Here is a 23,046-nt window from a genome sequence, read left to right as displayed (position 1 = left end):
GGACCCGAGCCGGGTCAGGTCCAGTGCCGGTCAGTCCAGCCCTGAGGTGGTCACCGCCTGAGCGAGGTAGCGCTGCAGGAAGAGGAAGACGATCACCACCGGGATGATGGCCACCAGGGCCCCGGCGAACAGCTGGGCGTAGTCGACCCCCTGGCTGGTCATGAACCGGCTCAGCGTGAGCTGGATGGTCCGGGTGTTGTCGCGGGCCACCAGCAGCGGCCACAGGAAGGCGTTCCATGCGCCGATGAAGGTGATGGTGAACACGGCGGCGACGATCCCCATCGAGTTGGGAAGCACCACTCGCCACATCACCGTCCACGGGTTGGCGCCGTCCAGCTCGGCGGCCTCCTCGAGCTCCTTGGGGAAGCCGAGCAGGGACTGGCGGAACAGGTAGGTGGCGAAGGCCGAGAACATCACCGGGATGATGAGGCCCCGGTAGGAGTCGATCCAGCCGAACTCGCTGGTCATGATGAAGCTCGGCACGAAGGTCACCGCGGCCGGCACCATCAGGGTGAGGATGGTGAGCTTGAGGATCACCCCGGCGGCCCGGTTGGTGAACCTGGCCAGCCCGTAGCCGGCCATGAAGCTCACGATGACGGTGAGCACCGTCTGGCCCACCGACTGCACGGCGGAGTGCATCATCGCGCTGGCCAGGCCCAGGTCCGAGTCGGAGAACAGGCCGGTGATCACCGACGGGTTGAGATTGTCGGGGATCCAGCGCCACTGCGGGGAGACGAACCCGGCGTCGGAGGTGAAGGCGTTGCGGAAGATGACGTAGAAGGGCAGCAGGAAGACCACCGACAGCCCCAGCAGGAGGACGACCTTGACGGCGTGGGTGATCCGGCCCACTCTCCCCTGGACCATCCGGGAGGCCGATGACGACTCGCTCATGACTGTCTCCTGTCGGCGCGGGTGACCCACCAGTTCTGGAGGAGTCCGAAGACCACGATGACGGCGGTGAGGATCATCGTTCCGGCGCCGCCGAGTCCCAGGTCCTGCTGGGATCCGCCGACGCTGATCATGTACAGGTGCAGCAGCGGCGGCCGCGCGTACGGCGGGTAGGAGCCGGCGGTGGACAGCATGTTGTAGAACTCGTCGAAGGCCTGGAAGGCCCCGATGAGCAGCAGCATGAGCACCGCGTTGCTCGTCGAGCGCAGCTGCGGCAGGGTGATGTAGCGCAGCCTGCGCCAGCCGGAGGCCCCGTCGATGGCGGCCGCCTCATAGGTGTCGACCGGGATCTGGTTGAGCCCGGCGATGAGCAGGATCATGTAGTAGCCGACCTGCAGCCACAACCGCAGCGAGACCAGCGCCAGCCAGTACCAGGAGTTCGCGCCGCCGAGCCAGTCGACGGTTCCCAGGCCCAGGCTCGCCAGCACCGAGTTGATGAGGCCGAACCGCGCCCCGTTGAAGAAGGACAGCCGCCAGACCATGGCGGCCACCACGTAGGAGCAGGCGGTGGGGATGAAGAACACCGACCGGAAGAAGGCGCGCAGTCGGCCCACATTGTCCAGGGCCAGCGCCAGGGCCAGCGAACAGGCATAGGTGACCGGGACGATGACCACCGCGAAGATGATGAAGGTGAGCATCGAGTCGCGGAACAACGGGTCTGCCAGCAGGTACCGGTAGTTGGCCAGTCCGACGAAGTGGGTCGGCCGGATGGTCGCCCGGGCGTCGAAGAAGGACAGATAGGCGCTCCAGACGATCGGAACGTAGACGAACACCAGCAGCCCCACCAGGAAGGGGGTGACGAAGACGGCGAACCACAGGTTGCGCCCCTGCCGTCCGCGGATCCGGTCCCACAAAGACCTGTGGCGGGCGGTCTGCCCGGTGGGGACCGCTGGTGCGATACTCACTTCTTGATGCGCTTCAGCTCGCTCTGGGCGGTCTTCTGCACGGCCGCGAACTCCGTCTTGGCGTTGGCCTTCTTCTTGACGACATTGGTGAGGGCGGCGTTGAAGGCGTCGGAGATGGTGCTGGTCCACAGCAGACCGGAGGCGTGCCCCAGCTTGTCGACGAACTCGGCCGCGTCGCGGCCGGCCCCGCTGGCGATCTGGGAGGCCTGGCTCACCAGGTCGGTGCGGGCCGGGATGTGGGTGCCGTAGGAGTTCGCGAAGTCGATCTGCTTGTCGGTCTGGTCGACCCACAGCCACTTGATGAAGGCCTTGGCGCCGCTGACATTGTTACTGGCACCCTTGGCCGCGGCGCAGGAGCCGTAGGCACCGAAGGGCACCGACTGGCGGCCGGTGGAGCCGATCGCCGGGAAGGGCAGGACGCCGAAGTCGTCGCCCCACTTCTTCTTGATGTCGTTCAGCGCCCACAGTCCGGTCCACTGCATCGCGGTCTCCCCATTGACGAAGGGGGAGCCGTCGAACCAGTCCTTGGAGGCGCTGGTGAGCAGGGCGCCGGAGGCGTAGAAGTCCCGGTAGGCGTTGACGCCGTCCAGGAAGTTGGACTCCATGAATCCCAGGTCGGAGTCGTCGCTGTTGAGCTGGTCGAAGCCGGCGCTCCAGACCAGCATGTTGGCCAGCACTCCCAGGCCGCCGTCGTTGCCGGCGAAGAACCCGCCCATGGTGTTGGTCCGCACGGCCTTGGCGGCCTTCACCAGATCGGCGAAGGTCTTCGGCGGCTCCACCTTGGCCTTCTCCAGCACCGACTTGCGGTAGTAGAGCATCTGCATGTCGACGACCTGGGGGGCCGCGTAGATCTTGCCCTGGTAGGTCATCCGCTCCAGGACGGGCTTGGAGAACTTGCTCGCGGAGTCGCCGATGGTGTCGGTGAGGTCGACGACCTGGCCCTTCTGGATCATGTCCAGGGTGGCGCCGTTCTCCGACTCGAAGACGTCGGGGACGCCGTTGCCCGACAGCAGGGTGGTGGCCAGCAGGGTCATGTAGTCGGTGCCGGGGTTCCACTTCACCGTCACGTCGGCATTCTTGTAGGCCTTGGCGTAGCGGTTGACGGCGTCCTGGACGCCCTTCTCGCCGTACTCGTGGTACCACTGGATGAGCTTTGCGGAGCCGGAACCCCCGGAGGCACTGGCATTCGATCCGGTGCTCACACCACCGGAGTTCGAGCCGCAGGCGGACAGGACAGCGGCTGCGGCGAGACCGGTCGCGCCCGTGATGAAGTGACGTCGGGAGAAGTTCATGACTCGAAGCTTAGGACCGCAACGGTGACATTTCACCCACTGGACGAGGCCGGCCAGTGGTCCGGCGACCGTCCCTTCAGCGTCTACATCCATGTCCCCTTCTGCGCCTCCCGGTGCGGCTACTGCGACTTCAACACCTATGTTCTGGCCAGTCAGGGGCCCGATGCCGGCCAGCGTTATCTGCGCGCCGCGCACGGCGAGATCGAGGCCGCTGCGTCCGCGCTGGCCGGCCACGACGCCCGCCCGGCGTCCACGGTGTTCTTCGGGGGCGGAACCCCGACCATGCTCACCCCCGACCAGCTGGGCGGTCTGGTCCGCCACGTGCAACAGGTGTGGGGGCTGGCTCCGGGCGCGGAGGTGACCACCGAGGCCAACCCCGAGACCCTCTCCGAGGAGGTCCTCGACGGCCTGCTGGAGGCGGGGATCAACCGGCTCTCGATGGGGATGCAGTCGGCCGACCGGGCGGTCCTGAAGCTGCTGGACCGCGTCCACACCCCGGGTCGGGCGGTGGAGATGGCCCGGCTGGCGCGGCGCTGCGGCTTCGACGACATCTCCCTGGACCTCATCTTCGGCACCCCGGGGGAGACCCTCGAGTCGTGGCGGACCAGCCTGCGGACCGCCCTGTCGGCCGATCCCGACCACATCTCGGCCTACTCCCTCATCGTGGAGGAGGGCACCCGGCTGGCGGCCCGGATCAGACGCGGGGAGGTGCCGATGACAGACGAGGACGACCTGGCCGACAAGTACCTGGCCAGCGAGGAGATCCTCACCGGGGCCGGCTTCGTCAACTACGAGGTGTCCAACTGGGCGAGGCCCAGCACCGGCCCCGACGGCCTGGTCGACCGGCACCGGGCCGAGCACAACATGGCCTACTGGCTGGGCCATGACTGGTGGGGGATCGGTCCGGGGGCCCACTCCCACCTCGGCCGGGCCCGCTGGTGGAACGTCAAGAGCCCGCGGCACTACGACGAGATGGTCGAGGCCGGGCAGCTGCCCGTCGACGACGGGGAGGTGCTCGGGGAGCTGGAGCGCCACGAGGAGACGGTGCTGCTGAGGCTGCGGCTGGCCGACGGGCTGCCGTTGGCGGAGCTGTCGGCCGCCGAGCTCGGCCGGGCCCGGCGGGTGACCGCCGAGGGGCTGGGGGAGGAGTCCGACGGGGTGCTGCGACTCAACCTGAGGGGACGCCTGCTGGCCGACCGGATCATCACCGACCTGCTGGTGTGAGCGGCGAGGAGCCCGCCTGGCGCGCATGGCCCGGCTCGTGATGTCAGGGGGCGCCGTTAAGGTTGCGTGCATGGCTGATCGATACAGTTCCGATGTCCTGCAACCGGGCTGGCAGCAGCAGGGACGCCCCAGGAGCACCGACGTGCCCCTCCAGCTGGACCTGGTCGTCGAGGACCCCTCCACCGGATATGTCGGTGCCGTGGTCGGCTGGGAGAACGGTCTGGTGATCCTGGAGGACCGCCGTGGCGCCCGGCGGGCCTTCCCGGTCGGCCCGGGATTCTGGATCGACGGCGAACCGGTCAACCTGTGCATCCCCCCTCGCCAGGGCACCGCCCGGCGCACCCACACCGCGTCGGGCTCCCTCAGCAGCCCCGAGCACGAGGCCGCGAGGGTGGCGCTGCCCAGCCGCATCTACGTCGAGGGACGCCACGACGCCGAACTGGTCGAGAAGATCTGGGGGGATGACCTTCGCCACGTCGGCGTGGTGGTGGAGTACATGGGCGGGATGGACGATCTGGTGGGTATCGTCGCCGAGTTCCGGCCCGGCCCCGGGCACCGCCTCGGCGTGCTCGTCGACCACCTGGTGGCCGGAACCAAGGAGTCGCGGGTCGCCGCCCAGGTCGCCAAGGGCGGCTACGGCGACTACGTCATGATCACCGGCCACCGATTCATCGACGTGTGGCAGGCCATCAAGCCCGAGCGGATCGGGCGGAAGGCCTGGCCCGAGGTGCCGATGGACGAGGACTTCAAGCTCGGCACCCTGAAAAGGCTCGGGCTTCCCCACGAGGGCCAGTCCGACGTCGGCAAGGCCTGGCAGGCCATGCTGGCCCGGGTGCGCGACTGGCACGACCTGGACCCGCGCTTCAACACCGAGATGGAGCGGCTCATCGACTTCGTCACCTGCGACCACATGGAGGACGCCGGATGACCGCAGAACTCGATACAGACGAGGTGGCGCAGATCATCCGCGGAGTGGCTGAGCGCATCGTCGAGCCGCACTTCCGCCACCTGGATCCGGACCAGGTCCATGAGAAGACCCACCCCGGCGACCTCGTCACCGACTTCGACCGGCAGGCCGAGCTGGCGCTGAGCGCCGAGCTGGTGGGCCGCGGCGGCGGGCTCGCGGTGGGGGAGGAGGCCGTCTTCGCCGACCCTGATGTTCTCTCGGGCCTTCCCGACGCGCCCTTGGCCTGGGTTATCGACCCTATCGACGGCACCCGCAACTTCGTCAACGGGTCCGACGACCACGCCGTCATGGTGGCCGAGGTGCGGGCCGGGGTGACGGTGCGAGGCTGGATCTATCAGCCGCGGCACGAGCACATGTACATCGCCGAGGCGGGAGCCGGTACCTGGCGCGACGGTGAGAAGGTCACTCGGCCGTCGTCCGGGGATCCTGTGATCGCGGTGACGACCCACGAGGCCTTTCAGCAGGCCCCGCAATCTGTTTCGGGACCGCGGTTGGATTGGGGATGGTCGCGGTGGTGCTGCGGGGTGGATTACCCGCGAGTGCTCACCGGGGACGTGGACGCCACCGTGTATCTGCATTCCCATCCGTGGGACCACCTGTCCGGGGCATTGATGCTGCGGGAACTCGGCGGGGTCGTGCGGACCTTGTCGGGCCACGATTTCGGAGTAAAGGAATTCCATCGCGACCCGTTGATCGTGGCCTCCGACGAGCCGGCGTACCGGGCGGTCGCCGACGCCCTGATAGGGCTCGGCGTCACGGTTCGGTAACGGTGGCCATTGTGCGACTTCCTGCCGCTGGGGACCAGCTCTACTGTTCTGACAACTCAGTTCTCAGAGAGGAGAGTCATGAGGTTTCACAAGCGGATCGTCCTACCGTTCGCCATTCTCGGACTGGTCGCTGCGGGGCTCGGCGCCGGGTCTGTGCCGGCCCAGGCTGGCCCGTCCCCGTCCCCCTCGGACAAGACATGTATTGCGAGAGATGCCGACGGGCAGGTCACCTGGACGGGCGATGCGACCATGGACATGACCGAGATGGGCGAGGATCTCGCGGCCCTGATTGCCGACCATCCGGGGAACGCGACCGGTACGGCGTTCTGTTCTCACTATGAGGGCCTCGCGGTCTACCTGTCGGATCCCACGCCGGAGCTGACGGCGAGCATCAAGGCGATTGGCGCCCAACATCCGAAGGCTGTCATCGAGACCCATATCGTTCCGCACTCCCTGGCTGATCTCGAAGCCACGGGTCGGACACTTGCGGTCAGCCTCGGGTTGGGCGACAACATGGTCGGTTGGGGACCGGTGATCTATGACGGCTCACTTGAGGTGGACGTGAAGGAAGCGGCTCTGACACAGAGGGTTCAAGCCAAGACGTCGGTGCCGTCCTCCTCGAAGGGGACGTCGAGTCCGGTCGCTGTGTCATATCGTCCGAGTGCCGAAGGTCAGGATGCTGCGACGCGGCTCGCGGATTCGTCGCCGTGGTATATGGGCGGGCGGCTCAGCTGGAGCAATTCCTACTGCTCATCGGGGATTCCGATCACGGTCAAGGGCGTCCATACGCTGATGACGGCCGGTCATTGCACGGGGAGCAGCTTCACCAACAACGGTTCCGTGGTGGGCACGCAGTACACGACGGCCTATCCCGGCAATGCCAACCGCTATGGCGATTGGAAGCTCATCAAGGGATCGAGCTACGCCAAGCGGGTCTTCAGCGGTGGGCTGTCAAGTGGAGACAGCCATCCCATCACGGCCGCGCGGTGGGCGACCCTTCCGCTCGGCAATGGGATGTGCACGTCAGGGAGCACGTCCGGCCAGATCTGCAGGTACAAGGTCAATAGCACTGGTCGGTCCCTGACCGTGGATGGGGTGACGAGCAACCATCTCATTGAGTTGTATCACGGTACCCGTGATAAGGGTGGGTTCAGAGGCGGGGATTCAGGAGGGACCTGCTACTACGCGAACTCCAACGGTATGACTGTGGCGGGGATCGTCAAGGGGACGAAGCCTTGGCCAAAGGGAATGAGTTATTACTGCACGGACCTCATGGGTCTACGTGCCTGGAATTCTTCGGCGGCGCTGGGGTGACCGGCATGTCTCATGGCCGGAAAATAATATTGGGAGCCGTTGCTATCTTGACTGTGACGTCGGGTTGTGCCGGGACCGGCGACAAAGGGACTCCTGCTCGTCCGTCCTCGGCATCACGCTCTTCTTCTGCGAGTGCCTCGGCCCCGTCACCGGCCTGCACGAAGGAGGCGGTGAAAGATGCGCCGAAACTGACCTTTGACAAGGCGAAGACACTCATCGGGACTCTGCCGTGGTACTGCGATATTGACACTGAGTCGGGGAGGATCGATGTCGGCAGGCCTCACGACACGTCAACGACGACTGAAGTGTGGATGAGGGCGCTCAGCACGGACGTCGCGTTGCCCAAGGGCTTCCAGGTTGACCCATCGGTGGAATCGTATGTGGACATCAATGGAAGCTGGTACCGCGTGCGCTACGCGGGCGGGCCGGGCCAGGATGCCCCTGCCCAGGTTTCCCCATCGTCCAGCAGCTCCTGAATATCAGCGTCTGCTCAACGGAAGCAGGTTCTTCCGGGTGATTCCCCGGGCCGCCAGCTGATCGGCGATCCGGGGGATCCACTCGCTGATCGTGTCCTTCGAGAACGGCCACTCGTGGGCGGCCTGGATCTTATCGACCGGCGTCCCGGCCTCCATCGATGCCTTCACCTGGTCGACGCACCGCGCGATGTCGGCGTTCTGGGCCATCACCGCGTCGGCGTCCACCGGATCCCCGTGGCCGGGCACATAGCGCCCCTTGCCGTCGGTCGCGGTGATCATCGACCCGACCGCCGAGGGCCAGTTCCAGAAGTCAGTGGAGTCGTCGGCCTGCGGGTCTCCGGAGGTCTCCACCAGATCCCCGGTGAAGGTGACATCCTCCCCGGCCACCCGCACCACGAGATCCCCGTCGGTGTGGCCGGCACCGGGATGGAGCACCTCGGCCCCCAGCCCGCCCAGATCCACATACGCCAGAAGCGAGATGGGGTGGGCGACTGCTGGGGGATCGGCCAGATGCGCCAGCGCCGCTCGGTGCATCCACGCCTCGGCGTCGGCCACCCCGGCCAGCCCGCCGCAATGGTCCTCGTGGGAATGGGTCACCACCACCCGGTCCACCGGACGGCCGATCGCGCGCGCCGCTCCCCAGGCCAGCGCGCGGCCCTGCTCCGGCGTCGAACCCGTGTCCACCAGCAGGATGTGCTCGTCCCCGATCACCAGCCCGCAGGTCACCGCGCAGGGCTCCAGGCGGGTCGTCCACACTCTCGCCGTCAGCGGCGACCACTCGACCTCGGCTGTGATGTCCATGCCGCCAGCATGGCACGGAAGATGCGGGGCGCGAACACCACGGCCCGCCGCGATAGACTGGCACTCGCTCTGTAAGAGTGCCAGAATTCACGGGATCCGAGGTGAGGAGGGGCAGTGCTCGACGATCGCAAACTCGACGTGCTCAAGGCCATCGTCACCGACTACGTCTCGAGCAGGGAGCCGGTGGGATCCAAGGCCTTGGTGGAGCGCCACGGCCTGCACGTCTCGCCGGCCACCGTGCGCAATGACATGGCCGCGCTGGAGGAGGAGGGCTACATCAGCCATCCGCACACCAGCGCCGGTCGGATCCCGACCGACAAGGGCTACCGGCTCTTCGTCGACCGGATCGCCACCGTCAAACCCCTCTCGGGTCCCGAACGACGCGCGATCGCGAGCTTCATGAACGGCGCGGTCGACATCGACGACATCGTCACCCGCACGGTGAGGCTGCTGGCCCAGATCACCCATCAGGTGGCGATCATGCAGTACCCGGTGGCCTCCTCCTCGTCGATCCGACACCTGGAGCTGGTCGGACTGTCGGCCGACCGGGTGCTCATCGTCCTGATCACCTCCACCGGCGCCGTCGAGCAGCGCACCCTGGAGCTTCCCGGCCCCACCGAGGACCTGCTGGCCAGGCTGCGCAACCGTCTCAACCAGCTGCTGATCGGACGCACCCCGGCCGAGTCTGCCGACCTGCTGTCCGGATTCCTCGAGGAGTTCGACCCGACCACCCGGCCGATGGCCGCCAGCGTGACCGCCGGCGTCCTGGAGATCCTGTCCGCCGACCCGTCGGCACGGGTGCTGGTCTCCGGGGTGCCCAATCTCACCCGCTTCGGACCGACCCTGCACACCTCCATCCAGCCCGTTCTGGAGGCGCTGGAGGAGCAGGTCGTGCTGCTGCGCCTGCTCGGCGACGCCACCTCCGACGGTTCGGCAGGTCTGACCGTGCGGATCGGCTCCGAGAACTCCGACGAGAACTTCCAGTCGACCTCGGTCGTCGTGAGCACCTATGGTGACGACGGTGGCCGGTCGGGACTGGGCGTCGTCGGCCCCACCCTGATGGACTACCCCTCGACGATGGCCGCGGTCCGGGCGATCGCCCGGTATGTCGGCAGATTCCTGGCAGAAGGATGACCCCACCCCATGAGCAGTGACTACTACGAGGTCCTCGGCGTCGCCCGCGACGCGAGTGCCGATGACATCAAGCGCGCCTACCGCAAGAAGGCGATGAAGCTCCACCCCGATGTCGCCGGACCCGGTTCCGAGGAGGCCTTCAAGGAGGTCCAGGAGGCCTACGAGGTGCTCCAGGACCCCCAGAAGAGGGCGGTCTTCGACCGCGGCGGCGACCCGGCCCACCAGGGCGCGGGCGGTTTCGGCGACGCCGGATTCGGCGGCGGCGGGTTCGACTTCACTAACCTGGTCGACGCGATGTTCGGCGGCGGCTCGCCGTTCGGCGGGCAGGGCGGGTCGCGGCGCGGTCCGCGCTCCCGGGTGCGTCGTGGCCAGGACGCCCTGGTCCGGTTGCGTCTGACTCTGGCCGAGGCGGTCTTCGGGGTCACCAAGCCTCTGGACGTCGACACCGCGGTGGTCTGCCCGAAGTGCCACGGCAAGGGGTCCGACGGGGACTCCGAGCCGGTCACCTGCACCACCTGCGAGGGAGCCGGCGAGGTGATCACCGTGCAGCGGTCCTTCCTCGGCGACATCCGTACCACCCAGCCCTGCCCCACCTGCCGGGGCTACGGCAGCGTCATCCCGAACCCCTGCTCCGAGTGCTCGGGGGAGGGCAGGGTGCGCACCTCGCGCACCATCAACGTCAAGATCCCGGCCGGCGTCGACGACGGCAACCGGATCCATCTGGACTCCCAGGGAGAGGTCGGCCCCGGCGGCGGTCCGGCCGGCGACCTCTACGTCGAACTGTCGGTGGCCCCTCACGAGGTCTTCCGCCGCGACGGCGCGAACCTGGAGATGGCCATCGAGGTGCCGATGACCGCTGCGGCGCTTGGCACCACGGTCTCGGTGCGCACTCTGGAGGCCGACCGCGAGGACATGGACGAGGACCAGTCCAGCGTCGAGGTGGAGATTCCCGCCGGAACCCAGTCCGGGGCCCGGATCGTCGTGGAGGGCCGCGGCATCCCGCGGCTGCGCGGCGGCGGCCGGGGTGACCTGGGGGTCTCCCTGCTGGTGAGGACGCCCACGAAGCTCGACGGGCACCAGAAGGACCTGCTGCGAGAGTTCGCCGAGTCGCGGGGTGAGCACGAGGGTCGCGCCTCGGTGCACACCTCCGGTTCGAAGGGGGTCTTCTCCCGCCTCAAGGAGGCCTTCGGAGGATGAGCAATCCCTGCTTCATCGCTGAGATCGGTGACGCCGGTCCGGGCGACATCGTCGAGATCACCGGGTCCGAGGGCCATCACGCCGCAACCGTGCGGCGGATCGAGGTGGGCGAGTCGGTGCTGGTGACCGACGGCCACGGCACCGCCGTGCGGGGACCGGCGGTCGAGGTGAGCCGCAGTGCGGTGCGGGTGGAGGTGGTCGACAGACTCTCCAGCCCCGACCACCCGATTCGCTGGGTGGCCGTCCAGGCCCTCATCAAGGGGCCGCGCGCCGACCTGGTCGTCGAGACCCTCACCGAGCTCGGCGTCGACGAGATCATCGCTTGGCAGGCATCCCGGTCGATCGTCCGGTGGGGGGCCGAGAAGCGCGAGAAGGCCTTGGACCGCTGGCGCAGCACCGCCCGCGAGGCCACCAAGCAGTCGCGCCGGTTCCGGGTGCCGACGGTGACGATGGCCAGCACCGCCCAGCTGCGCTCCCGGATCTCGACGGCCCAGGGGGCCTTCGTCCTCCACGAGAGCGCCACCGACCCGATCCGCCCGTCCGACCTGCCCGCCTCCGGAGAGGTGATAATGGTGGTCGGCCCGGAGGGCGGCATCACCCCCGAGGAGCTGTCAGCTTTTACCGGGGCCGGTGCGGTCCCGGTGCTGGTGGCCGACGCCGTCCTGCGCGCCTCCACCGCACCGGTAGTCGGACTGGCCCAGCTGCAGGCTCTCAGCCAGCTGTGAGCCGCCCGGCGGCCCGACTCACTTCGAGCGTCCGCCCAGGGCGATCAGCAGCAGCCCGCCGGCCAGGCTGGCGTTCTTGAAGAAGTGGATCTTGTTGCCCTGACGCTCCTCGCCCTCCTTCTCCCAGAACCGGTGGCCGACGACGGTCACCGGGACCATCTGGGCGGCCAGCACGGCGGCCGACAGCCGCGGCAGGATACCCAGCGCCACACCGGCTCCGGCGGCGGCCATCACGATGCCGTCGAGCTTCACCAGGGTCTCGGAGTCCACCTGACCGGCGGCCTCGCGCAGCCCGGCGGGCAGCTTCTCCCTGGCGGCGTCCAGTGCAGGGGCGAGCTTGTCGGCGTTCTGCAGCTCTCCGATGCCGCCACTGATGAAGGTGGTCGACAGGAGCGACCGGCCGATGAACCTGCTGAAAGACATACTTCCTCCTCGTATCGGTGTTTCCTCACCACGAACGCTACTCATCGCGCCACGATTCCCTGCAATCCCTCCACACGCTTCCTCCATACGCCTCCTCCCCGCGGTCTTCCGGTGGAGTCCCCGCGGTCTTCCGGTGGAGTCGCGCTCAGGAGCCCAGCGCCAGGGCCAGCGGCAGGATCTCGCCGGCACCGGCCAGCCGGAGCTGCCGGGCCGCCACCGTCATGGTCCAGCGGCTGATGATGACATCGTCGACCAGCAGCACCGGGGCCCCGGCCAGGGCGCCGATCCGCTCGGCCAGCCCTTCACCGACCCGGAACCGGCCCTGCAGGTCTCGGATCCGGAAGGCGGAGTTGACGTGCGGGTCCAGCGGTTCGGCGCCGGGTGCCAGGTCCAGGGATCCCAGGTCGTCGAGCCGCCCGGCCCGGGCGACCCCGGCGGCCAGCGAGTCCACCAGTCGCGGCCGGCTCACAGAGGGCACCCGGACCACCGCAGCCGGTCGCAGCGACCAGTCCCACTCGGCGAGCACCCGCAGGCAGGCCCCCGCCAGGCCGGCGGGCACCTCGGCGTCGACCGGGCGGCCCTGCTCGTCGGTGGTGAGCAGCTCGCGCAGCGGTCCTCCCCAGCCCAGGTCGGAGAGCCTGGCGATCACCCGGCCCTCGCGGGCCTGCTGGTCGACAGGGATGCGACCCCTCAGATCGACCCCGAGCCGGTCCAGGCCGGTCGGCCAGCTGCGCCGGGGCTCGACCGGCACCCCGACCCGGTCCAGCGCCTGGCGCGCCCGGTCCTGCTGGTCCGGGTCGACGTCGGTGGGGTACCATGCTCCGGCGCAGACATCGCAGCGCCCGCACGGGGTGGTGTCGGGATCGTCCAGCTGTCCGGTGAGGAACCTCATCCGGCAGCTGTCCAGGTGCTCGTAGCGCTCCATGGCGTCCTGCTCGGCGGCCCGGGCGGCGGCGATCCGGGCGTACCGCTGGGCGTCGTAGACCCAGCCCCGGCCGGTGGACCGCCAGCCTCCCTGGACCCGCTCCACCGCGCCGTCGACGGCCAGCACCTTGAGCAGCAGCTCCAGGGGACTGCGGCGGATGTCGACCCGGGCCTCCAGGGCCGGGGTGGACAGCGTCTGCTCGGTGGACAGCGCCGACAGCACGGCGTCGGCGCGCTGCTCGGTGGGCATCCCGCTGGTGGCGAAGTAGTGCCAGATGTCGCGGTCCTCCGGCCCGGGCAGCAGCAGGACGTCGGCCGAGGCGGTGGCGCGGCCGGCGCGGCCGACCTGCTGGTAGTAGGCCACCGGTGAGCTCGGTGCCCCCAGGTGGATGACGAAGCCCAGGTCCGGCTTGTCGAATCCCATTCCCAGGGCGCTGGTGGCCACCAGCGCCTTCACCCGGTTCCCGGTGAGCTCGGTCTCCAGATCGGCGCGCTCCTCGGCGTCGGTGCGCCCGGTGTAGACCTTGACGTGGTGGCCGGCCTCGACGAGTGCCCGGGCGGTGTCCTCGGCGGCCGAGACGGTGAGGCAGTAGATGATCCCCGAGCCGGTGCACTCGCCGAGATGGGAGCACAACCAGGCCAGTCGCAGCTCGGGGCGGGGGAGATCCAGCACCCCCAGTCGCAGGGAGTCGCGGGCCAGCGGGCCGCGCAGCACGAAGACCCCGCGGTCCTCGCCGGGCTGGTCGGCCGGGGCGATCTGCTCGACGACATCGGTGACCACCCGCGAGTTGGCGGTGGCCGTGGTGGCCAGCACCGGCACCCCGGCCGGCAGGGCGGCCACCAGGTCGCGGATCCGCCGGTAGTCGGGGCGGAAGTCGTGGCCCCAGTCGGAGATGCAGTGGGCCTCGTCGATGACCAGCATGCCCATCCTCGCGGTGAGCTCGGGCAGCTGCTCGGCGGCGAACCGCGGGTTGACCAGGCGTTCGGGGGAGACCAGCAGGACATCCAGGCTGTCCTGGTCGAGGAGGGAGCGGATCTGGTCCCACTCGGTGACATTGGCGCTGGAAATCGAGGCGGCGCGCACCCCGGCCCGTTCGGCGGCCCCCACCTGGTCGCGCATCAGGGCCAGCAGGGGAGAGACGATGAGGGCCGGTCCGCTGCCGGCGCGGCGCTGCAGCAGGGCGGCCACGAAGTAGACCGCCGACTTGCCCCAGCCGGTCCGCTCCACCACCAGGGCGCGCCGGTGGTCGGCCACCAGGGCCTCGATGGCCTCCCACTGGCCGGCGTGGAAGTCGGCGTGCGGGTTCCCGGTGAGCCTGCGCAGGATGTCGAGGCCCTGGTCCCTGAGTTCGGTCATGGACCCACCGTGCCAGAGGGCACCGACAGGTTCTGGAGGATCACCGACCCGACCACGGTCCCGGGGTCAGAACCGCAGCTCCAGGGCCGGCACCACCTCGGCGACATTCTGCTGCTGGGTCTCCACGATCCCGCCCAGCCACTCCGTGACGCCGATCCGCTGCTCCTCGTCCAGGCCCTGGACCACCGTCAGGTACTCCTGGCCCTCGCCGGCCGCTGCCCCGCACAGTCGCACGAGCTCGGCCGGGGCCGGGCCGTCGACCACCGCCAGCGCGGCCACAACGTCGTCCAGACGCTCCAGCAGCTGGCTGCGGCCCTCGTCGTCGGGGTGCAGCCGACCGACCAGATTGCGCACCCTCTTGATCCGTTCGGCGCGGATGTCGGTGAGGTTCACCAGGGCCGCCGCCAGCAGCAGCGGGCCGAACTCCAGCTGGGAGAGGAAGAGCCGGCGGATCTGGCGGTACCAGGACTCCAGGGCCGACAGGTTCGCGACATAGGAGACATTCCTGGAGATGATCCGCGACAGCTGCCGGTAGGAGGCCGGGGTGACCGGCCGACGGACCTCGGCGGGACGCGGCGGCAGCACCAGCTGGCCGTCCTCCTCGACGTCGTCGCGCAGCACCGACCCGGCGCCGACCACGGTGCCGAAGCCGGTTGAGACCGGACCGACCGTCCCGCCCTGGCCGCCCAGGAAGATCGGCGGCTGGTTCAGCAGCACCCCGCGCGGGACGTCGCCGAACAGGGACGCGGTGGTCTTGTCCCCGTCGGGGGTGAAGTTGAAGTGGATGTAGGAGGAGCCGACCTCGGAGTGCTGGCGGCGGGAGGTGCCGCCCGCCATCAGGAGGTCGCAGAAGTTGATGAGACTGCCCAGGGTGACGAAGGGGAACAGCACGGTCTGCTTGAGCCCGACGGTGTGGGCGGCGCTGGCCTGCTCCTCCAGAATCGTGCCGGGCCTGACATGGGCCCCCGAGGCCATCGAGGCGCCGGCCAGCAGGACCGCCCCCTCGGCGTACCCGCCGGCCAGCGCGACGCCCTCCCCGAGCTGGCAGTCCTGGATGGTCATCGGGGCCTCGGCGCCGAGCACGCAGCCGGCGGAGACCACGGTGCGGGAGCCGCGGATCCGGCACCCGGGATGAATGACGACATTGGTCCCGCTGATCCGGTCGATGTTGACGTCGTCGTCGATGTCGACGGTCCAGGGGTTGGGGATGCGCACCCCCTTGGCGGTGAGGGCCTCCACCTTGTCGAGGCCGCGCGGTCGCAGTTCCACAGCTGGTCCTTCCTCGGTTCTGGGCTGCCAGCCTAGTGCTCGCCGGTGGCAGTCGCAGCCGATCTGCCGCGACCCAGCACGAGGACGGAGGCGGTGATGACGCACGCCATCCCGAGGATCTGGGGCAGCCCCATGGTCTGGCCGAGGACCACCAGACCGGCCAGCGCGGCGACCGCCGGATCCCCTCCCGACAGGATCCCGTAGGCCTTGGTGGACAGCTTGCGCAGGGCGTACATCTCCAGGCTGTAGGGCAGCGCCGAGGACATCAGGGCCACCGCCGCGCCGATCAGCAGGTGGCGCGGCCGGATGAGTTCGACGCCGGCGCTGGCGATCCCCAGGGGCAGCATCACGACGGCGCAGATCAGCATCGCCCAGGTGAGCCCGCGCAGCGTCTCCCACCGGGCGCCGACCGCCTGGGAGGCCTTCGCGTAGAGCGCCCAGCAGGCCCCGGCCAGCAGCGCCAGGAGCACCCCCGGGATGCTGACGTGAGCCCAGTCGGCACCCACCGCCCCCGAGACCCCGACCACCCCCAGGGCGGCCAGCAGCACGGCCAGGTAGTCGCGGCGGGTGCGCGAGCCGAGGGCCGCCATCGTCATCGGGCCGACGAACTCGATGGTGACCGCCACCCCGATCGGCAGATACCTCAGACTGAAGTAGAAGGCGGTGTTCATCGCCCCCAGGGCCGCCGCCAGAGCCACCACCCGCCACCAGTCCGAGGCGCTGTGAGGCCGTCCGGTGCGGTGGTCGCGCAGACTGGGACGGGCCACCGGGATGAGGATCAGGGAGGCGATCGTCAGCCTCAGCGCGACGGTGCCCAACGGCCCGATCTGCGGGATGAGGGTGGCCGCGAAGGCGCCGCCGAACTGCACCGACAGGATCGAGGCGAGCATGTAGACGACTCCTGGCACGGTGCGACAATATGCCCCATGCCCCTCGGTTTCGACATCACCTCCCGCCTCGACAACGGACTGGGGAGGACCGGAACCATCCACACCCCGCACGGCGACATCCAGACCCCGGCCTTCGTGGTGGTGGGCACCAAGGCCACCGTCAAGGCGATGCTGCCCGAGACGGTCGCCCAGCTGGGAGCCCAGGCGGTGCTGGCCAACGCCTACCACCTGTTCCTCCAGCCCGGCCCCGAACTGATTGACGAGGCCGGCGGGCTGGGCCGGTTCATGAACTGGACCGGACCCACCTTCACCGACTCCGGCGGGTTCCAGGTGCTCAGCCTGGGAGCCGGGTTCAAGAAGACCCTCGCGATGGACGTCGCCGATCTCACCGAGGCCGATGTGATCGCCGCCGACGCCGACCGCAAGGCGATGGTCGACGACGACGGGGTGACCTTCCGCAGCCCCCTCAACGGCGACCTGCACCGGTTCACCCCGGAGGTGTCGATGGGAATCCAGCACCACCTGGGGGCCGACATCATGTTCGCCTTCGACGAGCTGACCACCCTGATGAACACCCGCGGCTATCAGCAGGAGGCCCTGGAGCGGACCAGGCGGTGGGCGCTGAGGTGCCTGGCCGAGCACCGCCGCCTCACCGAGGAGCGCACCGGAAAGCCCTACCAGGCCCTCTTCGGGGTGATCCAGGGCGCCCAGTACGAGGATCTGCGGCGCACCGCCTGCCGCGACCTGGCCGCCATGGAGGTCGACGGTCAGCGGTTCGACGGGTTCGGGATCGGCGGGGCGATCGAGAAGCAGAACCTCGGCCGGATCGTCGGCTGGTGCGCGCAGGAGCTGCCCGAGAACCGGCCCCGCCACCTGCTGGGGATCTCTGAGCCCGACGACCTGTTCGCGGCCTGCCGGGCCGGGGCCGACACCTTCGACTGCGTCAATCCCTCCCGGGTGGCGCGCAATGCCGCGATCTACACCGTCGACGGCCGCTACAACGTCAACACCGCACGGTTCCGCCGCGACCTGGGTCCCCTGGAGCCCGGCTGCGACTGCTACACCTGCACCCACTACTCCAGGGCCTACCTGCACCACCTCTTCAAGGCCCGCGAGATGCTGGCCAACACCCTGGCCACCATCCACAACGAGAGATGGACGGTGCGGCTGGTCGACTCGATCCGCTCGGCGATGGCCTCCGGGCAGCTCGACGACCTGGAGACCGAGTTCATGGGCCGCTGGAACGCCCACGGCGGTCGGCTGCCGGCCCCCAGATCCGCCTCGGTCGGCGCGGCCGGATCAGTCGGCTCGGCTGCGGCCGCCGCGGCCGGTGCGGGCGGCGCGAAGGAGTGAGTTCGCTACCCTCGGGACATGCGCACCGCCCTGGTGGACTTCCTCAGCCTCGATGACCTGTGGGAGCGCCCCGCGCCGCGCTCCCGGATCATCCGGGTCCCGGTGGTGGGATGGCTGTCGGTGGTCGACCTGCTGGTGGCCGCGACGGGGGTCCTGGTCATCGGGCTGACCGTCTGGCTCCAGCAGGTGCAGGTCCGCGTCGACACCGGGTCGGTCTGGCGCCAGGTCGTCTCGGTCCTGGTGCTTGGCCTGATCCTGTGCCTGAGACGCCGCTTCCCGCTGACCCAGGGGGGCGCCTCGGCCGCCCACCTGCTGATCGGCAGCTTCCTCACCCCGCTGGTGAGCGCCAGCTTCTTCACCCAGGTGCTCTACTTCGTCTCGCTGCACGCCGCGGTGGCCTGGGGAGCCAGTCGCCGGGCCGCCTGGGGCCTCATCGCGGCCGTCGAGCTCGCCCTGCTGGGCTGGGTGGCGGTGATCTTCGCCCGGACGAACTCGCTGGCCCAGATCATGAAGGACCTGGCCCCCCAGGCCCGCGGTGTCAACGGCCTGGTGCGTCTGGTGGTGCTCTACGCCCTCATCAACACCGCCTTCGTGGTGGGCGCCGCCGCCCTGGGACAGGTGTCCTGGCGGGAGGCCAGGGCCCTGCACCGGGCCCGCGAGCAGGCCGCCACGATCGCCGCCCAGAGATCCCGGCTGGCCGACCAGGCGGTGGTCGCCGAGAGGCTGCGGATCTCCCGTGAGATCCACGACTCGGTGAGCCACCACGTCTCGGTGATCGGCATCCAGGCCGCTGGCGCCCGGCGGGCGATGGAGGTGGCCCCTGACCAGGCCCGCCAGGCCCTGTCGGCGATCGAGGAGGAGTCGCGTCTGGCTGTCACCGAGATGCACTCCCTGCTCGGTTCGCTGCGGCAGGGCACCGGGGTCGATCCCGGACTGTCGGACCTGGCGGAGCTGTGCTCGGGGCCGCACCGCCACCGGCTCGACCTGGACATCGTGGGGGACACCGAGGCGGTCGGACCGGCACTGGGACTGACCGTCTACCGGGTGGTCCAGGAGGCGATCACCAATGTCGAGAAGCACGCCAGGGCCGCCCACGCCCACGTGGCGGTGCGGATCGGCCCCGACCAGGTGGAGGTCGAGGTGACCGACGACGGGCGCGGCGCGCGGACGTCTCCACCGGGCGGCACACGACCGGGCAGTACACGACCGGGCAGCACACGACCGGGCGGCACACGACCGGGCGGCACACGACCCGTCGGCACCAAGGGCGACTCAACGGGCCGTGAGGACTCCGGGCTCGACGGCGGCGCCGGAGTGGGGCTGATCGGTATGGCCGAGCGGGTCGCCGCCCACCGGGGGACCCTGGAGACCGGCCCCCGGGTCACCGGAGGCTGGCGGGTGCTGGCACGACTGCCGCTCGTCCCGGGGGAGAGCTCATGAGGGTGCTGCTGGCCGACGACCAGAAACTGGTGCGCACCGGGTTCCGGCTCATCCTGTCGGTGGAGCCGGACATCGAGGTGGTGGGGGAGGCCGCCGACGGCCGGCAGGCGGTCGAACAGGCCGCCCGGCTCCAGCCCGACCTGGTGCTGATGGATGTCCAGATGCCGGTCCTGGACGGCATCGCCGCGACCCGCGAGATCACCGCGGCCGGCCGGACGAAGGTCGTGATCCTCACCACCTTCGACCGCGACGACTACCTCTTCGACGCCCTGGACGCCGGGGCCAGCGGGTTCATGCTCAAGAACGCCGACGCCGAGGCCCTGGTGGCCGGGCTGAGACAGGTCCACGAGGGGTACTCGCTGCTGGCCCCCGAGGTGACCAGGAGGGTCATCGAGTCGCGACTCGGCAGTGCCACCGGCGGTGCTGACCGCAGTGCCCCCGGCGGTGGATCCGGGGATCCCGAGGGGGACCCCGACCCCCGCCTGGAGGTGCTCACCGCCAGGGAGCGGGAGGTGGCCGTGCAGGTGGCCCGGGGGCTGTCCAACGCCGAGATCGCCGCCGAGCTGTTCGTCTCGGAGGCCACCGTCAAGACCCACGTCTCCAACTGCCTGTCCAAGCTGGACCTGCGCGACCGGGTCCAACTCGTGGCACTCGCCTACGAGTCGGGTCTCATCCGCGCGGGGGAGGGCTGATCTCCCTCCTGCGGCCGATGTGCCGGCGGGCCGTCCGCGGTGGAATGGAGTCATGACCGATCACCAGAGGACGAGTACGGCCGGCGGCATCGAGGTGAGCGAGCTCACCCGCCGCTACGGCGAAGTTCTGGCCGCCGACCGGGTGAGCTTCACCGTCCCCCCGGGCACCATGACCGGGTTCGTCGGGGCCAACGGCGCCGGGAAGACCACCACCATGCGGATGATCGTCGGGGTGCTGGCGATCACCTCCGGATCGGTGAGCTTCAACGGCCACCCGATCACCGCCGCCGACCGCCGCGGCATCGGCTACATGCCCGAGGAGCGCGGCCTGTACCCCAAGCAGCCGATCGTCGACCAGCTGGTCTACCTGGCCCGGATCCGCGGGGTCTCGGCCCAGGCCGCCCAGCAGCAGACGATGTCCTACCTGGAGCGGTTCGGGCTGGCCGACCGGGCCAAGGACAAGGTCGAGACGCTGTCCCTGGGCAATCAGCAGCGTGTCCAGGTGACCGCGGCGCTGCTGGGCAGCCCGGTGGCCCTCATCCTCGACGAGCCTTTCTCCGGGCTGGACCCGATGGCCGTCGACGCGATGGCCGAGGTCCTGCGGGAGGCCAGCTCGTCGGGGGTCCCGGTGCTGTTCAGCTCCCACCAGCTCGACCTGGTCGAGAGGCTGTGCGACCGGCTGGTGATCCTCAGCGGTGGCCGGGTGGTCGCCCAGGGATCCACCGACGAGCTGCGCGGATCGGGTCCTCGACGTCACCGGCTCTGCGCCGACACCGACCTGGGATGGTTGCGCTCGGCCCGCGGGGTCGACGTCGTCGACCTGGGCGGCACCACCGCCGTCCTCGAGTTCACCGAGCCCGGCGCCGACCAGGCCGTCCTCGCCGAGGCGCTCAGACGCGGCGAGGTCACCGAGTTCTCCCGCATCGTCCCCACCCTGTCCGAGATCTACCGAGAGGCGGCGGCATCATGAGTCGACCGGACACCACCCCGGACCAGCGGACCGGCAGCCTGTGGCAGATCGTCACCGGCCGCGAGATCTCCGCGAAACTCCACGACAAGACCTTCATCACCTCCACCGTCACCACCCTGCTGCTGATGGTGGTGGTCTTCGGGCTGTCCTTCCTGTTCAACGGGCGCTCCCAGACCACCACGGTGGCCGTCCTGGACGACCGCGGCGCCCAGCTGGTCGCCACCGCCCAGCAGCTCAACCGGGCCACCGGCTCCGACAACACGATCCGCGCCCTGCCGGTCTCCTCGGCGGCCCAGGCCGCCCAGCAGATGCGCGACGGCAACGCCAAGGCGCTGCTCCAGCGCACCGGCGACCAGTGGCGGCTGTCGGGGTTGAAGACCTCCCCGACCGCCACCACCTGGTCCACCCGGGCGATCTCCCAGGCCGTCGCCGGGGAGGCGACGGCCGAGAACGCCCGCGCTCTGGGAGTCTCCCCGCAGCGTCTCACCGCGGGCACCCAGCTGGCCCTGGGCAGTCTCGGCAGCGAGCACGACGCCGAGAAGCAGGCGGCCGCCACCGTCCTGGGGATCGTCTTCGCCGTGCTGTTCTACCTGTCGATGATCATCTTCGGGTACGCCATCGCGAACTCGGTGGTCGAGGAGAAGCAGTCGCGGATCGCCGAGATCCTGCTCACCGCGATCCCCTCGCGACAGCTGCTGCTCGGCAAGATCCTCGGCAACACCGTGCTGGCGATGGGCCAGATGGTGCTCATCGTCGGGGTGGCGCTGGCCGGGCTGTCCTTCTCCCCGTGGAGCGAGTACCTGTCGATGGTGACCGCCCCGGCGCTGTGGTTCCTGGTCTACTTCGTGGTCGGGTTCGTGGCCCTGGCCTGCCTGTGGGCCGCCTCCGGGGCACTGGCCGGCCGTTCGGAGGACGTCAGCTCCACCTCGATGCCGCTGCTGATGGTCGTGATGGCCGTCTACTTCTACGGGATGCTGGCCAACGGCTCCTCCCAGGTGATCGCCTCCTACATCCCGGTGGCCTCGGCCATCGCGATGCCCACCCGGCTGGTGAGCGGATCGGCCGACTGGTGGGAGCCGATCGTCTCGATCGCCATCTCGCTGGTCTTCTCGGTCCTCACGATCTGGGCCGGGGAGCGGATCTACCGGCGGGCCATCCTCCAGACCGGCGGGAAGACCTCGCTGCGGAAGGCCTGGCGCAACGTCGACGTGGTGCGCTGAGGGGTCAGGCCACGCTCACCCGCTCGGCGGCCGCCAGGCCCTCCTGGTAGCTCGGCTCGCGCTTCTTGATCCAGCCGATCACCCGGGTGGTGACCGGGATCAGGGCGTACTCCACCAGGGTCTTCCACAGAAACCCGAAGAAGGCGTAGTTGACCCACTGGCCGAAGCTGGTGATGCCGACCACCGGGGCGGCGATGGTGCAGAAGATGACGGTGTCGACGAGCTCCCCGACGCCGGTCGAGCCCATCAGCCGCCCCACCAGGCCGCGCTCCCGGTAGTGGGCCTTCAACCGGACCATGATGAGGGAGTTGGTCATCTGGCCGGCCAGGAAGCCGCACAGTCCGGCGACCACGATCTGCCAGACGGGCCCCAGGGCCGCGGCGATCGCGGCGTCGTGCTCGGTGGAGTAGGAGTCCCCCAGGCCGGGCAGGGCGATGATCACCCAGAAGCACAGCACCGCGAGGATGGCCATCAGGAATCCCATCACGATGCCGCGACGGGCCGCCCGCAGCCCGTAGACCTCGGTGGTGATGTCACCGAGCACATAGGCCAGCGGGAACAGGAAGAATCCGCCATCGGTGGTGATGGGGCCCAGCTGGACCCCCTTCGACCCTCCGATGTTGGAGATGATCACCACCACGCACATCGCGGTGAGAATGATGTCGTAGTGGCTGGAGCCGCGATCGGCGTAGACGGCGCGGGGGGCTTCGGAGGGTTGATCTGTCACGGGGCGACATCGTAACCCTCCCGTAGACTCC

At 69.4% G+C, this 23,046-nt stretch carries 20 protein-coding genes and 2 pseudogenes; 13 read left to right on the top strand and 9 right to left on the bottom strand.

Features of this window, described 5'->3' with window-relative positions:
• Positions 1 to 30 precede the first annotated feature (30 nt).
• From FEZ32_RS12895 to FEZ32_RS12885, 3 genes are read right to left on the bottom strand one after another with little or no spacing between them, the layout of a single operon-like run.
• On the bottom strand, positions 31 to 891 hold the full coding sequence (locus FEZ32_RS12895; protein ID WP_084149427.1) for a carbohydrate ABC transporter permease: 861 nt from the start codon (positions 889 to 891) through the stop codon (positions 31 to 33).
• A complete protein-coding gene (locus FEZ32_RS12890; protein WP_232020971.1) occupies positions 888 to 1,853 on the bottom strand; it encodes a carbohydrate ABC transporter permease in 966 nt (321 codons plus the stop codon). Before FEZ32_RS12890 ends, FEZ32_RS12895 begins: the two co-directional genes overlap by 4 nt.
• Positions 1,850 to 3,145, bottom strand: coding sequence for an ABC transporter substrate-binding protein (locus FEZ32_RS12885; protein ID WP_097799022.1), 1,296 nt, complete (start codon positions 3,143 to 3,145; stop codon positions 1,850 to 1,852). Before FEZ32_RS12885 ends, FEZ32_RS12890 begins: the two co-directional genes overlap by 4 nt.
• A gap of 24 nt (positions 3,146 to 3,169) precedes the next feature.
• On the opposite strand from FEZ32_RS12885, the gene hemW reads away from it, so the two are divergent.
• From hemW to FEZ32_RS12860, 5 genes are all read left to right on the top strand, one after another.
• Positions 3,170 to 4,369: a radical SAM family heme chaperone HemW gene (hemW, locus tag FEZ32_RS12880; RefSeq protein ID WP_138680751.1), complete on the top strand. Its 1,200-nt coding sequence runs from the start codon at positions 3,170 to 3,172 to the stop codon at positions 4,367 to 4,369.
• 70 nt (positions 4,370 to 4,439) lie between these two features.
• Positions 4,440 to 5,297: a DUF3097 domain-containing protein gene (locus FEZ32_RS12875; protein WP_138680750.1), complete on the top strand. Its 858-nt coding sequence runs from the start codon at positions 4,440 to 4,442 to the stop codon at positions 5,295 to 5,297.
• The gene (locus FEZ32_RS12870) at positions 5,294 to 6,103 is read left to right on the top strand and encodes an inositol monophosphatase family protein (RefSeq protein ID WP_015070130.1); all 810 of its coding nucleotides are present in this window, start codon (positions 5,294 to 5,296) and stop codon (positions 6,101 to 6,103) included. Before FEZ32_RS12875 ends, FEZ32_RS12870 begins: the two co-directional genes overlap by 4 nt.
• 78 nt (positions 6,104 to 6,181) lie before the next feature.
• Positions 6,182 to 7,417, top strand: coding sequence for a chymotrypsin family serine protease (locus FEZ32_RS12865; protein WP_028703409.1), 1,236 nt, complete (start codon positions 6,182 to 6,184; stop codon positions 7,415 to 7,417).
• A 170-nt stretch (positions 7,418 to 7,587) separates the two neighbouring features.
• A complete protein-coding gene (locus FEZ32_RS12860) occupies positions 7,588 to 7,893 on the top strand; it encodes a hypothetical protein (protein WP_028703408.1) in 306 nt (101 codons plus the stop codon).
• A gap of 183 nt (positions 7,894 to 8,076) precedes the next feature.
• Here FEZ32_RS12860 and FEZ32_RS12855 read toward each other — a convergent pair.
• Positions 8,077 to 8,694, bottom strand: a pseudogene (locus FEZ32_RS12855) (MBL fold metallo-hydrolase); the annotation flags it as partial.
• 114 nt (positions 8,695 to 8,808) lie between these two features.
• Between FEZ32_RS12855 and hrcA the strand changes: the two are divergent.
• The 3 genes from hrcA to FEZ32_RS12840 are packed head-to-tail and all read left to right on the top strand — an operon-like array spanning position 8,809 to position 11,750.
• Positions 8,809 to 9,828: a heat-inducible transcriptional repressor HrcA gene (hrcA, locus tag FEZ32_RS12850; RefSeq protein WP_138680749.1), complete on the top strand. Its 1,020-nt coding sequence runs from the start codon at positions 8,809 to 8,811 to the stop codon at positions 9,826 to 9,828.
• Between the two features lie 9 nt (positions 9,829 to 9,837).
• Positions 9,838 to 11,025, top strand: a complete 1,188-nt coding sequence (gene dnaJ / locus FEZ32_RS12845) for a molecular chaperone DnaJ (protein ID WP_138680748.1) — start codon at positions 9,838 to 9,840, stop codon at positions 11,023 to 11,025.
• Positions 11,022 to 11,750 (top strand): 16S rRNA (uracil(1498)-N(3))-methyltransferase, encoded by a 729-nt coding sequence (locus FEZ32_RS12840; RefSeq protein WP_097799014.1) that lies wholly within the window; start codon positions 11,022 to 11,024, stop codon positions 11,748 to 11,750. The genes dnaJ and FEZ32_RS12840 overlap by 4 nt, the downstream gene beginning before the upstream one ends.
• Positions 11,751 to 11,768: 18 nt before the next feature.
• On the opposite strand, the gene FEZ32_RS12835 is transcribed toward FEZ32_RS12840, so the two are convergent.
• From FEZ32_RS12835 to FEZ32_RS12820, 4 genes are all read right to left on the bottom strand, one after another.
• Positions 11,769 to 12,173, bottom strand: coding sequence for a DoxX family membrane protein (locus FEZ32_RS12835; RefSeq protein ID WP_028703403.1), 405 nt, complete (start codon positions 12,171 to 12,173; stop codon positions 11,769 to 11,771).
• 145 nt (positions 12,174 to 12,318) lie between these two features.
• Entirely contained in the window at positions 12,319 to 14,454 is a 2,136-nt protein-coding gene (locus FEZ32_RS12830) for a RecQ family ATP-dependent DNA helicase (RefSeq protein WP_138680747.1), read from the bottom strand.
• Between the two features lie 66 nt (positions 14,455 to 14,520).
• Positions 14,521 to 15,723 (bottom strand): UDP-N-acetylglucosamine pyrophosphorylase, encoded by a 1,203-nt coding sequence (locus FEZ32_RS12825; RefSeq protein WP_028703401.1) that lies wholly within the window; start codon positions 15,721 to 15,723, stop codon positions 14,521 to 14,523.
• 32 nt (positions 15,724 to 15,755) lie between these two features.
• Complete coding sequence (locus FEZ32_RS12820) at positions 15,756 to 16,613, bottom strand: EamA family transporter (RefSeq protein ID WP_036981904.1); 858 nt, start codon at positions 16,611 to 16,613, stop codon at positions 15,756 to 15,758.
• Positions 16,614 to 16,649: 36 nt separating this feature from the next.
• On the opposite strand from FEZ32_RS12820, the pseudogene tgt reads away from it, so the two are divergent.
• The 5 genes and pseudogenes from tgt to FEZ32_RS12795 all read left to right on the top strand — a co-directional run.
• Positions 16,650 to 17,876, top strand: a pseudogene (gene tgt, locus FEZ32_RS12815) (tRNA guanosine(34) transglycosylase Tgt); the annotation flags it as partial.
• A gap of 108 nt (positions 17,877 to 17,984) precedes the next feature.
• Complete coding sequence (locus tag FEZ32_RS12810; protein WP_138680745.1) at positions 17,985 to 19,406, top strand: sensor histidine kinase; 1,422 nt, start codon at positions 17,985 to 17,987, stop codon at positions 19,404 to 19,406.
• A complete protein-coding gene (locus FEZ32_RS12805) occupies positions 19,403 to 20,098 on the top strand; it encodes a response regulator transcription factor (protein ID WP_028703398.1) in 696 nt (231 codons plus the stop codon). The genes FEZ32_RS12810 and FEZ32_RS12805 overlap by 4 nt, the downstream gene beginning before the upstream one ends.
• Before the next feature lie 52 nt (positions 20,099 to 20,150).
• Positions 20,151 to 21,068, top strand: coding sequence for an ABC transporter ATP-binding protein (locus FEZ32_RS12800; RefSeq protein WP_028703397.1), 918 nt, complete (start codon positions 20,151 to 20,153; stop codon positions 21,066 to 21,068).
• The gene (locus tag FEZ32_RS12795; RefSeq protein WP_028703396.1) at positions 21,065 to 22,288 is read left to right on the top strand and encodes an ABC transporter permease; all 1,224 of its coding nucleotides are present in this window, start codon (positions 21,065 to 21,067) and stop codon (positions 22,286 to 22,288) included. The genes FEZ32_RS12800 and FEZ32_RS12795 overlap by 4 nt, the downstream gene beginning before the upstream one ends.
• A gap of 4 nt (positions 22,289 to 22,292) precedes the next feature.
• Here the strand turns inward: FEZ32_RS12795 and FEZ32_RS12790 are convergent, their stop codons facing one another.
• Positions 22,293 to 23,015 (bottom strand): queuosine precursor transporter, encoded by a 723-nt coding sequence (locus tag FEZ32_RS12790; RefSeq protein ID WP_028703395.1) that lies wholly within the window; start codon positions 23,013 to 23,015, stop codon positions 22,293 to 22,295.
• Positions 23,016 to 23,046: the final 31 nt, after the last annotated feature.

The sequence above is a fragment of the Acidipropionibacterium jensenii genome (genome assembly GCF_005890135.1).
Classification (GTDB): domain Bacteria; phylum Actinomycetota; class Actinomycetes; order Propionibacteriales; family Propionibacteriaceae; genus Acidipropionibacterium; species Acidipropionibacterium jensenii.
Note: the sequence above shows the minus strand (reverse complement) of the source record. Positions and strands in the feature narration are given on the sequence as shown.

Excerpts from the sequence above, each read along its gene's own strand:
- FEZ32_RS12835 (WP_028703403.1), bottom strand. The coding sequence starts at position 12,173 with ATGTCTTTCAGCAGGTTCATCGGCCGGTCGCTCCTGTCGACCACCTTC.
- FEZ32_RS12895 (WP_084149427.1), bottom strand. The coding sequence starts at position 891 with ATGAGCGAGTCGTCATCGGCCTCCCGGATGGTCCAGGGGAGAGTGGGC.
- FEZ32_RS12865 (WP_028703409.1), top strand. The coding sequence starts at position 6,182 with ATGAGGTTTCACAAGCGGATCGTCCTACCGTTCGCCATTCTCGGACTG.
- FEZ32_RS12830 (WP_138680747.1), bottom strand. The coding sequence starts at position 14,454 with ATGACCGAACTCAGGGACCAGGGCCTCGACATCCTGCGCAGGCTCACC.
- FEZ32_RS12875 (WP_138680750.1), top strand. The coding sequence starts at position 4,440 with ATGGCTGATCGATACAGTTCCGATGTCCTGCAACCGGGCTGGCAGCAG.
- FEZ32_RS12805 (WP_028703398.1), top strand. The coding sequence starts at position 19,403 with ATGAGGGTGCTGCTGGCCGACGACCAGAAACTGGTGCGCACCGGGTTC.
- FEZ32_RS12840 (WP_097799014.1), top strand. The coding sequence starts at position 11,022 with ATGAGCAATCCCTGCTTCATCGCTGAGATCGGTGACGCCGGTCCGGGC.
- dnaJ (WP_138680748.1), top strand. The coding sequence starts at position 9,838 with ATGAGCAGTGACTACTACGAGGTCCTCGGCGTCGCCCGCGACGCGAGT.
- FEZ32_RS12885 (WP_097799022.1), bottom strand. The coding sequence starts at position 3,145 with ATGAACTTCTCCCGACGTCACTTCATCACGGGCGCGACCGGTCTCGCC.
- FEZ32_RS12870 (WP_015070130.1), top strand. The coding sequence starts at position 5,294 with ATGACCGCAGAACTCGATACAGACGAGGTGGCGCAGATCATCCGCGGA.
- FEZ32_RS12800 (WP_028703397.1), top strand. The coding sequence starts at position 20,151 with ATGACCGATCACCAGAGGACGAGTACGGCCGGCGGCATCGAGGTGAGC.
- FEZ32_RS12810 (WP_138680745.1), top strand. The coding sequence starts at position 17,985 with ATGCGCACCGCCCTGGTGGACTTCCTCAGCCTCGATGACCTGTGGGAG.
- FEZ32_RS12820 (WP_036981904.1), bottom strand. The coding sequence starts at position 16,613 with ATGCTCGCCTCGATCCTGTCGGTGCAGTTCGGCGGCGCCTTCGCGGCC.
- FEZ32_RS12795 (WP_028703396.1), top strand. The coding sequence starts at position 21,065 with ATGAGTCGACCGGACACCACCCCGGACCAGCGGACCGGCAGCCTGTGG.